The organism is Bradyrhizobium sp. 31Argb (genome assembly GCF_043638955.1).
In the GTDB taxonomy this organism is placed as follows: Bacteria; Pseudomonadota; Alphaproteobacteria; order Rhizobiales; family Xanthobacteraceae; genus Bradyrhizobium.
Window position 1 is genome coordinate 1 of record NZ_JBEGDB010000275.1, and the last position, 10,770, is coordinate 10,770.

The following is a 10,770-nucleotide window of genomic DNA, read 5'->3' on the forward strand; positions in this document are numbered from 1 at the left end:
TCATCGCGCTTTAGGTTATTGTTTGAGCATGATCTTTTCGGAAAACCGCTTCACACTTTTCCGGATCATGCTCTAGCCGATATCACTTGATGCGCCGCTTCAGTGCCGCGTCTACGCCCGGGCGAAATGTTGCGAGGAAATCGGTTGCGGTCGCGAAGTCGCGTTCGTCCGCTCTCCGACGGCTGGAAATCGCTTCTGACATCTCGATTGCTGGCAGTGTGCTTGACCGAGACAGTCGGTCTAGTTCTGCCCTGAGACGGACGACCTGCCCGTGACGAGTTGCCAAGTCATGGCTTATGCGGAGCAGCGCAATGAGAAGATCGCATTCTTCCATAGCGTCGAATTGAATCCTGGCTATCAGTCGTTAAGCGGCCGCTGCCGCAATCTCTGGTCCATTGTCAGCGTTCAAGAACAGGACGTCCTCGAGTCCCTCACGGCTGTTCAGCCGCACGTAGACGTCAACGATATGCTGCATGGCGATTGACACCGCACTCGCTCAAGAAATTCGATTGGACCTTGAAAGCGACGGGAAATGCCGTCGGTCCTGTAATTAAATAGCGGTAGCGCCGGGCGCACTTGCCTCGACCCACCGCCCTGATAATCGCACTTCGGACGGTAGGCAAGGAGTATGGCCCATAAAAGCCTGTTCGAGGGGGTAGCGCAACCGCAATGACACCTTGCCAACAAACACCTCGGCAAGATCGTGGTGACGCTGTAAGCCGCTCAGATTGCAGACCCGTATAGGGTGGGCAAAGGCGCACTTGCGCCGTGCCCACCATCCACATTTGGTGCAAGAGAAGGTGGGCACGCTGCGCTTTGCCCACCCTACGCGCCACGAATCTGTAAGGCGCTCATTGCCCACCATCGTTGCCGGCGGGCAACGATCATCGTGGTTCGCCGGAAAATGCCTGCTGCAGTGCTGTCAGCCTGTCGAGCGCAGCTTGCGGCAACGGGCCTTTTTCGACCGCGGCGAGTGCGTCCTCGAACTGCTGCGGCGTCGCCATGCCGACCAGGATCGTGCCCATCGCCGGGTGGGATATTGCAAATCGCGTGGCGGCTTCGGTCAGGCTCGCCGCGAACCCCTCCGTGACCAGCGCGATGAGACGGCGTGCGCGATCGATGTCGGCATCGTAGCTCATCGCCGAACCGATCGGCTCGGGCGCCGGACCCGCAATCGGATGACGCTCGGCTGAGCCCGACAGCGCGCCGCCGGCCAGCACGCGAATGCCCACGACGCCAACGCCGGCGGCCTTGGTGTGATCGAACAATCGTCCATAATCTTGCGCCGGATAGCTCGGCGGCAAATCGTCGGCGGCAGATGGATTGAGCATGTTGTAGACGATTTGAGCGCTGTCGAAGACGCCGGCATCGATCACTTGCTGCAGCGCCGCCGTGTCGCCGACGGCCGTCATCCCGAGGAAACGAATCTTCCCCTGCTGACGCAGCCGCTCGAACGCCGGCACCACGTCGTCGAGCACCTGCTGGACGCTCAGCGCCGATCCGCCTCCGTTCCCGGCAATCGCATTGTGCAGATGAAAGATGTCAACCCGGTCAAGACGCAGTCGCGCCAGGCTGCCTTCGAGCGACATCCTGACGGCGTCCGCAATCCGGCCAAACTCGCTGGGCGGCAACCGGACCTTGGTGCCGACGGCCACATTGGCCGGTTTCAGCTTTTGCAAGACGCGGCCAAGATTCTTTTCCGATTCGCCATCGCCGTACTGCACCGCGGTGTCGAAGTAGTTGACGCCGGCGGCGATCGCCCGCGCGATGGTCCGCTCCTGGTCGACCGGATCGCCGCGCACCATAAACCCGCCCACCGCGCCGCAGCCGAAGCCCAGCACCGAGAGCTGCATTCCCGTGCGTCCAAAGACCCGCAATTGCATCGCTGTTCCTCCGGCTGATTGAAGATTATGCAATGTCGAACGCCGGCTACTCAACCGCAACATTTGCCGCGTGGTGATGCCCTCACTTTTCGATTTCCGGCCCTCTGACTGCGGCCTTGTGGTCAGACCGACACCCTGTCTGCGCCTGCAGAAACTGGAGCAAAGTCGCGAGCACGTGCTCACTTTGGGTTGGTTGCCTTGAGTTAGTGCGTTGCTACCAGTAAGCTCGCGGCATGCTGAAACACTTGCTCTTTGATGTCCTTGGCCACGTTTCCGGTCTTAGCGATGCGCAACTTGAGCAAATCGAGCAGTCATTGCCGGCGACTAGGGCGCTGATCGATCTTCTCAACAAGGCTCATCCGGTCATCGAACACGCGCAGACGCTCTATGTCGAAGCGCAGCCGCTGATCGATCAAGCCAGGAAAGAGTGGCAAACGATCGGCCCGGCCGCGCAAATCCTGTTTGACGTGATCTCGCATCACCTCAACAAAGGCAGTTCGCCGGCGGAGGCCACTGAGGCCGTTCGCGCGGCGCTCAGTGGGTCAATAAAGGGTGTAGCACAGGATCGCGGGATGGATCCGGGAATGAACCGCGTGACCGTCTTTGGGGGGACTGGATTTGTTGGTCGTCGCATCGTGCGCTGTTTGGGTGATTCCACCGCTACGGTGCGCGCAGCCTCACGCCGTACGGGGCGGGCCGAGGGCGATAACGTGGAACAGATCGTTGCCGATGCACATGACGAACGCTCCGTGGAGGCCGCTATTGCGGGCGCCGACGGCGTCGTCAACGCGATCAGCCTATATGTCGAGCATGGAGGCGACACATTTCATTCGGTGCACGTCGAAGCGGCGGCCAGGATCGCTGGAGCCGCGCGCCGGGCCGGGATCAAACGGTTCGTGCACCTGTCAGGAATAGGCGCCGACGCGACCTCGTCTTCGCCCTATATTCGCAGTCGCGGCGAGGGCGAGGCGGCCGTGCAAGCCGCATTCCCCGGCGCTGTCATTGTTCGCCCGGCGGTCATGTTCGCGCCGGACGACGCCTTTCTCACGACAATTCTCGGGCTGCTCCGGACCTTGCCAGCCTATCCGCTGTTCGGCGACGGCAGGACGAGGCTTCAACCGGTGTACGTCGACGACGTCGCCGCGGCGATCGCAAATATCCTGCGGCAAACCCAAAAGCCTTATCCCATCTACGAACTGGGCGGCCCGCGCATTTACTCATACGAGGAGCTGTTGCGGACCATTGCGCGTACCGCAGGATTGCGGCCGGTGCTGGTACGAACACCCTTTGCTCTCTGGGATGCCGTCGCCAGTCTCGCTGAAGTCCTGCCGCAGCCACCACTCACGCGCAATCAGGTCGAGCTGATGCAGATCGACACGACGGCCTCGGACAGTCGGCCGGGACTTGGCCGGCTTGGCATTTCGCCGCGATCGCTCGAAGAAGAGCTCAAAGCGATGCTCAAGCGCACAAACGTGGAAACTCAAGACGCAAGAGGAATTCGCGCCAAGTAGAGGAAAGAAGACTCGGTACTGCGGCACGAGCGACAGTGTCAACGACGAGTTGGCCTCGCCGATAAGACCACCACAGCGATGACCGGTTTGGGTCAAACCCGGAAGTCGCCACGACGCGACTTCCGGGTTCAAATTGGTCGAGCGCTCGGTCTTACTTGTGTAATGGCGACGCCGGAGATCGCGAGCAGCCCACCGACAATCAACTTTGGGGTCATGCGGTCGCCAAGGAACAACACGCTCGAAATCAAGGCGAACACCGGAAGCAGCAGACCGAAGGGTGCGACGCGGCCCATGGAGCAACGGGCGATCAGCCAGAACCAAAGGCCAAACCCAACAATTCCTCCGATGAAAATTGTGTAGGAGAGTGCCAGCCAACCACGTTCATCCGCCGTAACAAGGCTCGCCAGTTGTCCATATTCAAGGAGCAACGACATCAACATGACCTGCGGCACCGTGAGCAGCGACGACCACCCCATCAACATCAGGGGATCAAAAGGGCCGTAGCGTTTCGTCAAGACGTTGGACACCGCGAATGCGAAGGCTGACCCGACCACAAGCAGCAGCGGAAGCGCGTTTGCCGACAGGCCAGGCTCCGCTGCCAACACCACCACGCCGAGGAATGCAAGCACCACTCCAGCGGACGTGGTGAGAGACGGCCTCTCCGCGAGCAGCGGCCAGGCTAACAGGACGGTGAAGGGCGTGGCGAGTTGATACGCGACGGCCGACATGCTTCCCGAGCCGAGCCCAAGGCCAACATAGAAGAGCCCGAAGTTCAGTCCACCAAAGAAAATCGAAATAGCCGCGATAGGGCCGAACTGTTGACGCGTGGGCCTTTTGACGAACGGAACAAGCAGCAGCGCGATGGCCAGGAAGCGCAGTGCGAGGAAGAAGAGAGGCGGAAATTCCGTAACGCCCACTTTGATGGCCACGAACTGATAACCCCAGAGCAAGGGAACGGCCACCGCGCAGACGATCTGGAGGGCAGACATGGCATCCTTCCTTTCAAGACCGATCAGTCTAGATATCGGCGCGCCACCAGCCGAGGCGTCCATGGGTTGTTTACCTGATGAAGCGGTCGAGCAGAGCGTCAACGGTGGCTTGCGATGTGTTCCGTGCCGGTGCCGTTTTGCCGACCACTCGCAGCCCCTCAACGAAACAGACGAGAATTCGGGCGGCACTTGTAGGCTCAACACCATCGGCCAACTTGCCCGCCGTCTTCGCACGGGAAAGCGCCTCCGCCACCCTGGCCTCCATGGCTTTGAAGAAGCTCGCGATGCGACGACCAACTTCAGCATCCTGGCCAGCCAGTTCCATGGCTGTGGCCACCAGCAGGCATCCGCGCCGACCATTGGCACCGCTCGTGCGGTCAACGTAACCGGCAAGGTAGGCCCGCAGGCCGTCGACCGGCTCTCTGCGGGGGTCGAGTTCGATATCCATCCGTGTCAGGGCATCGGCAATGTAGCGATCAAGCGCACGCAAGAAGAGCGAGTGCTTGTCACCGAAAGCGGCGTAAAGGCTGCCACGCGAGAGCTTGGTCGCACGAAGAAGGTCCGGCAGCGCCGTGCCGTGATAGCCGCGCGACCAGAACACACCCATCGCGCGTTCGACAGCGGCTTCCACGTCGAAACTTCGGGGGCGGCCACGGGGCAACTGCACTGGGGTTTGGCGGCTCATTGCTGATATTATAGACCAATTGGTCTTTAAATCGCAAGTGACCGCCAAGGTTCTTTTCCGATTCGGCATCGCCGTACTGCACCGCGGTGTCGAAGTAATTGACGCCGCGTGGTGATGGCCCTCACTTTCGATTTCCGGCGCTCTAACTGCGGCCAGCACGTAGCAGCCAACTAACCGACGCGTGGCTTTGTCCTGAAGTGAGACCACAAATGACCGATCAGCGATAGGGCTAGCGCGCCCACAACAATAGGGAGCCAAATCGACGTGGTTATGATGAAGAAGGAAATGACGACCACACGTCCAAAGACCGATCCGCTCACCGGGTACTGAAGACGTGCGAAATAAGCGTAGATAACAAAGATGACGGCTAGCACCATCCACCCGGCGACAAGCACCAGCAATAAGTCAATAAGTTCGCTGAGATAATGGTGCATGAGCGCACCTCCTGACAGCGTCAGCGCGAGTTGCTGTCCCAGCCAGCGCCCAACTCATGCGAAGGCGCAGCTTTCGATTCGGCCGAGCCAGGCCTGTCAACGCGCGCTCGTCGAGATGGCTCGGGCAAGGGCTCGTCCAACGCAATCATAACCATCGGCGGTGTTGTGCAATCCGTCAAACGTTACAAGTTCGCTCTGCGCGACCCCGGCATTGATCGAGTTTCGCATCAGCGCAAAACGAGAGAATAGCCCGACCCTTTCCTGTTTTGCGACATCGATGATGATGCCCTCCATCGTTGAGTAGCTGGCTGAAGCGAGCACCTGTGGCGCATATTGCATGTCCATCAACACGACGTCCGAAGACCCTGCCTTAAGTGCCCTAACCCCTTCAAGAACGCTTCTTTTGAGCCCTTCGTGCGGCCGGCCACCCCAGGCGACGTCATTGGTACCTAACTGCCAGATAACGAGATCGGGCGTGTGCGCGAACACGTCACGCGCGAAGCGTGCGATGTTGTTTGGAATCGTATCTCCGACTCGACCGCTGTTGATGACCTCGACCGTGGCGTTGGATCTAAGTCTCGAGAGCTCTCGGCGCATCACCTCCGGATATGTGGCCGCGGACCTAAGCACCCAGAGTCCTACTGTCGACGATGATCCAATCGCTACAATCTTTAGCGGCTCGCCAGATTTCAAACGCGCCGCCGTGCGGGGCAATTGTGCACCCAGCGAGACGTTGAAATTTGCCGAAAGGCATCTCTCCGCAGATGATAACTCGTCCTGTGCTTGAGAGGGCGCACTGCCAGACAATCCGACAAGCAAAGCCGCGACGATCGACGCTATTGTTCGAGCGATTCCGGCACGAAGGGCGAAATAGGTCAACATCTTCCCCCAATAATTGGTCAATTCTGTCTTGACAACCCTTGGTGCCAGACGCTTCGCTATGTCGTGCAATTACAGGTCGATTGACGCGTGGACAGCGAACAACACGATGAATCCGCGGATAGTCGAAACCGCGGATAGTCGCGGGCGAGACGATGACCGGAAAGCCTGTAGCGAAGCGGCTGGTATTCCATATTGGCGGCTATGATCCAATCACGTCGCATCTCAGCGCGCAACGACGCTTTGTGCGCGAAATTGCCAGGTTCCAACGCACCTGGTCAGTGAAAGCGACCGTTGACGGTTTGCGTGACACCGCCGATCAGATAGGATGGAATGTGATGACAACCGGCCCCGATTGGCTGGTCGAAACCGATTACCGTGTGGTCCGGTGGGACGACGTAATTCAGGCCTTCGGGCGTCGAAGCATTGGCTCACGCATTTCCGTCGGCATTCTTACGTTTCTGGATTTCGTTTTGTCCGGCACACTTTGGCGTTACCTGCTGACCAACTGGCGCTACGCAGGTTTCTTTCTCTATCCATTCGTCATGTTCGGACTGCTCATCGCGGCCGCCTTCTTGATTGGCGTGTTTGCATTCAAAGTCACCGGATCAATTGCCATTGCCACCGGTGGCGGTCTCTTCGGGTTCGCTGCCGTCTTGGCGGGTCCGTGGCGCTGGCTGCACCTGGGCGACTTGTTCGACGATTGGATTTTTTCTCGCGAGTACATTCGATGCGGCAATTCGGAAATCGAGCAAAGGCTAGACAGGCTGGCCGGCGAGCTCGTGGCTGCGGCGGGCAACTTTGCCGCAGACGAAATTTTGGTCTTAGGGCACAGCCTTGGGGCCGTACTTGCGGTTGATCTGCTTGATCGCGCTTTGAAGCTGGAGCCTGCGCTCGGTGGGAACAAAACGCCAGTCACATTCTTGAGCGTTGGATCATCCATACTCAAGGTCGGCCTGCACCCGAAAGCAATACGCTTTCGCACGACGATGGAACGCGTCGCCAAGTCGCGCGCGATCTTCTGGGGCGACTATCAGGCCCTCATCGATCCCCTGAACTTTTACAAAAGCCAGCCAATGGCCGAAATGGGCTTGTCGACAGAAAACGATGCGACTGTCAGGATCGTGAGACTCAGTCGAATGCTCGACCACGACATGTATCGACGCATCCGCTTCCATTTCTTCCGTTTGCACAACCAATTCGTCAGTGGAAATGACAGGCGAACATCGTACGATTACTTTATGCTGACATGCGGGCCTGTTTCAGCTAGATCCCAGACGCTCGCCCCGGACGGCGCCCTGTCCATGATCGCTGGCGACGGAGGACTTATTGCGAGCGCGCCGCTGTCAGAAAGCGAACTGCTGGGAAGCCCGGGCGCGGCAGCCTGACTCAAATGACGCCCACCATTTCAAAAGCCATTTTCGTCGCCTTGGCGATCGGCTGGTACCTCATACGTCACAAGTACGCGCGGCGCTCTCGCCGCGAAAGGATCGTATGGAGCGCCCGCGGCCCCGTGGAAACTGCGCTGCTGCTCATATCTCTTACAGGACTTGGACTTGTGCCGCTCCTCTACGTAGCGACAGCGATACCACGTTTCGCAGACTACAGTTTTCATCCCTTGCTCGCCTGGCTCGGCCTTTTCTTTGCGATTGCGGCTTTGGGTATGTTTCACCTGACGCATCGTGCGCTGGGACGGAATTGGTCGATCAGTCTCGATGTGCGTGAGAAGCATGAACTCGTGACGGAAGGGATTTACCGGAGAGTTCGACACCCGATGTATTCGGCATTTTGGCTGTGGGCTATCGCCCAGGCGTTGCTGCTGCCTAATTGGATTGCCGGCTTTGCGGGCCTGGCCGGTTTCGGGATCTTGTACTTTGGCCGCGTCGCAAGAGAAGAACGAATGATGTTGGAGACCTTTGGCGACAGCTATCGCGCGTATATGGCGAGGACTGGTCGGGTCTTCCCGCCGGTCCTGTGAAGCAGGTCCGGACAGATATTGGATATGTGGAACCACAAAGCGACCGAGTTCCAAAAAGCCTCAAATTCCGTGCCATTTTCGCAACAACTGACGAAAAACGGCCGTCGCGACCGCTAATTGCTCAGTCTATTTGTTGCTGCCATGGCGAGCATCAGGCTATCTGTTGAAGGGTAAATTTCAACCTTCGCTGATACAGCAGGAGATCTGGATGTTGAAGTTCGTGATCCTCGGTGTTGCGTCTCTGGCTTTCGTGGGAACAGCGGCTGCTGCCGACCTCCCACGGCCTCAGCCTCAGCCGGTGGCTGCGCCAGTCGGCAAATATCCCTTGGGCAAGTACCCCGTCGGCAAGAGCCCGGTGGGCAAATATCCGGTTGCCGCCCCGGTAGTGACCAAGGGTTGATCTAATATCCATTCGTGCGCCAGCGGCGTGCGATTGGGGGTGGATCGACCACTGTGGCATCTGGTCTTTGATTCGCGGGGATTCGAAGATGCTAGGCGTGACTCGGAAATATCCAGGTCTGCAGCGTCTTGCTGGGGTCGCGGTGCTCGCGGCCTCCGTGAGCTTGGGGGCCGGGAGCGGGAGCGCACAGCAGCTCGCGGCGCGCTCCGACCATCAGCAACAGGACGCTTTGCCTAAATCGACAGCCAAGCATGCTGAGAGCATGGCTGCGGTTGCGCCCAGTGCCCCGCCGGCCAGGTCAGACGCTAAGCCAATCCAAAGAGCTACGGCCAGAGGCCCCTATTACGTCGATTTTCGTGCCCGGACGGCAGCATCCTACGGTCATGCATTCGTCTGGTACGGAAAGACGAGTGAAAAGGAGATCGAGGTCGCGGGTTTGGCTCCGGCTGGCGACACGCTGCCCTACATGTTGGGACACCTCGTATTTGTTCCCTCTGAGACAGGGGCGAGCTATGGCGATCTTGACGAGCAATATTTGACGGCGAGCTATCGTGTCTATTTGAGCGAGGCTGACGCCAAGAAGGTCTTTGCTTATATCAAGCATCTCCAGGAGACCTCACCGCTATGGAATGCGGCAACCACCAACTGCACTTTTTTTATCGGCCGCATAGCGACTTTTATGGGCCTGAAGACTCCGTTTCATCTGTTAAAGCCTGAGGAATACGTAAACGAGCTCAGGGAGATGAACGGCGGACGAAAAACAGTGCAGCTTGAATCCGATCGGAGCTAGACTCCTCAGTATTGAGTTCGTCCAGCTTTCCTGACGGTTTGGATAGGTGCGCGCTTTTCAGCGCGTTCGAGGGAGGGGCTGCGTTCGAGGAAACGCCGCTCAATACGAGCGACGTCCGTGTGCTGCCTCATTTGGTTAATATTTCACACAACGGACGCGCCGGTCCGAGATTTATGCCATCGGTATACTGATCGCCGCCAGCGGTTGGCCCGCAATCATGATCGGGTGCAGCCGATCTTCGCGCGCATCACGGCGCATGAGATGGATGTTTGCCAAGCCGACAAAGCGCTCTTTCGGCTGAGCGAAAATGATGAACTTGCGTTAGTTAGAGCATGATCCGGAAAGTGGAGACCGGTTTTCCCTCGCGACAAACGCGAAGCGCTTGCGCGGCGATCATGGTCAAACAAAGAGATGAGATCATGATCCAATTCCGTCTAATCGAATCATGATCTAGCGTCGCCCGCATTTGGAGGCGATGGATCAGGCCCTTGTTTTGGGCTAAGCCGTTCGAGCCGCCTCGAACGGCGCGGGCGGCAGCACCACTGCGGCAAATCAAGTGCGTGTAAGCTGTTGCGCTGGTTCGGGGACGCCAATGCGGGTCTATATCATTGTTGCCGGCCTGGTCCTTTCGATCATCGGAAGGGCAAGCGCCACGGTTGTCGATAAGGGAACCGACGCGCAGAGATCTTGCGAGATACTTGTTCAGAGCTCGTTTCGCAATCAGGACGACGCTCGGTCCGCCGGCACATGTGAGGGAATGATCGAGACTGCAATGATCTTTTCACCAAATCTGCCAACTAACATACGTGCCTGCCCCCCCGCGCAAGGCAGCATCTTGCAGGGCGCCAAGGTCTTTCTGCGGTACCTTGATAACAATCCGGATCGAGCGAAAGAACCGGGGCTCACCGTCGCTATCGAATCATTCAGAGATGCTTGGCCCTGCCAGGGTGACGACGCGGAGCCGTCCACCAAGACTGGATCAAAAAAGCGCGCGCCGACAAAACCAAAACAATAGAAGGCGCATTCTGTTTGACCTGACGATTGTGATTCAAGCTCACAAGCTGGGGCCTCGAATCATGCGCCACGAACTCACGACTATGAATGAGCCACATCAAGCTTGACGTGTAAGCCTGTCGGCACCGCCTTCTAGGCCGTGTGGACTCTTGGGATTCTCAAATCAGATTGAACGTGATTCAAGGCTTTCTTTTAGGAGGAAGCCTT

At 58.4% G+C, this 10,770-nt stretch carries 12 protein-coding genes; 7 read left to right on the forward strand and 5 right to left on the reverse strand.

The features are described 5' to 3' along the window. The first annotated feature begins 289 nt into the window (after positions 1-289). Positions 290-484, forward strand: coding sequence for a hypothetical protein (locus tag AAFX91_RS33790; RefSeq protein WP_130582844.1), 195 nt, complete (start codon positions 290-292; stop codon positions 482-484). A 400-nt stretch (positions 485-884) separates the two neighbouring features. Here AAFX91_RS33790 and AAFX91_RS33795 read toward each other — a convergent pair whose 3' ends face one another. Further along, a complete protein-coding gene (locus tag AAFX91_RS33795; RefSeq protein WP_394569453.1) occupies positions 885-1,883 on the reverse strand; it encodes an aldo/keto reductase in 999 nt (332 codons plus the stop codon). A gap of 233 nt (positions 1,884-2,116) precedes the next feature. Between AAFX91_RS33795 and AAFX91_RS33800 the strand changes: the two genes are divergently transcribed. Then, positions 2,117-3,394, forward strand: a complete 1,278-nt coding sequence (locus tag AAFX91_RS33800) for a complex I NDUFA9 subunit family protein (RefSeq protein WP_394569454.1) — start codon at positions 2,117-2,119, stop codon at positions 3,392-3,394. 128 nt (positions 3,395-3,522) lie between these two features. On the opposite strand, the gene AAFX91_RS33805 is transcribed toward AAFX91_RS33800, so the two are convergent. The 4 genes from AAFX91_RS33805 to AAFX91_RS33820 all read right to left on the reverse strand — a co-directional run bounded on the left by AAFX91_RS33805 (position 3,523) and on the right by AAFX91_RS33820 (position 6,381). Continuing rightward, a complete protein-coding gene (locus AAFX91_RS33805; protein ID WP_394569455.1) occupies positions 3,523-4,383 on the reverse strand; it encodes a DMT family transporter in 861 nt (286 codons plus the stop codon). Between the two features lie 70 nt (positions 4,384-4,453). Beyond that, on the reverse strand, positions 4,454-5,068 hold the full coding sequence (locus tag AAFX91_RS33810) for a TetR/AcrR family transcriptional regulator (RefSeq protein WP_282526293.1): 615 nt from the start codon (positions 5,066-5,068) through the stop codon (positions 4,454-4,456). 170 nt (positions 5,069-5,238) lie between these two features. Beyond that, positions 5,239-5,502, reverse strand: a complete 264-nt coding sequence (locus AAFX91_RS33815; protein WP_130582841.1) for a hypothetical protein — start codon at positions 5,500-5,502, stop codon at positions 5,239-5,241. 96 nt (positions 5,503-5,598) lie between these two features. Then, on the reverse strand, positions 5,599-6,381 hold the full coding sequence (locus AAFX91_RS33820) for an SGNH/GDSL hydrolase family protein (protein WP_394569456.1): 783 nt from the start codon (positions 6,379-6,381) through the stop codon (positions 5,599-5,601). Positions 6,382-6,536: 155 nt separating this feature from the next. Here AAFX91_RS33820 and AAFX91_RS33825 point away from each other — a divergent pair, with 155 nt between their 5' ends. The 5 genes from AAFX91_RS33825 to AAFX91_RS33845 all read left to right on the forward strand — a co-directional run bounded on the left by AAFX91_RS33825 (position 6,537) and on the right by AAFX91_RS33845 (position 10,564). Beyond that, positions 6,537-7,769 carry a hypothetical protein gene (locus AAFX91_RS33825; protein WP_282526291.1) on the forward strand — a complete coding sequence of 411 codons (1,233 nt, stop codon included), beginning with the start codon at positions 6,537-6,539 and terminating at the stop codon, positions 7,767-7,769. A gap of 5 nt (positions 7,770-7,774) precedes the next feature. Continuing rightward, complete coding sequence (locus tag AAFX91_RS33830; protein WP_130582838.1) at positions 7,775-8,359, forward strand: protein-S-isoprenylcysteine O-methyltransferase; 585 nt, start codon at positions 7,775-7,777, stop codon at positions 8,357-8,359. A gap of 208 nt (positions 8,360-8,567) precedes the next feature. Next, positions 8,568-8,759 carry a hypothetical protein gene (locus AAFX91_RS33835; RefSeq protein ID WP_027577737.1) on the forward strand — a complete coding sequence of 64 codons (192 nt, stop codon included), beginning with the start codon at positions 8,568-8,570 and terminating at the stop codon, positions 8,757-8,759. Between the two features lie 88 nt (positions 8,760-8,847). After that, entirely contained in the window at positions 8,848-9,549 is a 702-nt protein-coding gene (locus tag AAFX91_RS33840) for a hypothetical protein (RefSeq protein ID WP_130582837.1), read from the forward strand. A gap of 592 nt (positions 9,550-10,141) precedes the next feature. Next, the gene (locus AAFX91_RS33845; protein WP_130582836.1) at positions 10,142-10,564 is read left to right on the forward strand and encodes a Rap1a/Tai family immunity protein; all 423 of its coding nucleotides are present in this window, start codon (positions 10,142-10,144) and stop codon (positions 10,562-10,564) included. Positions 10,565-10,770 lie beyond the last annotated feature (206 nt).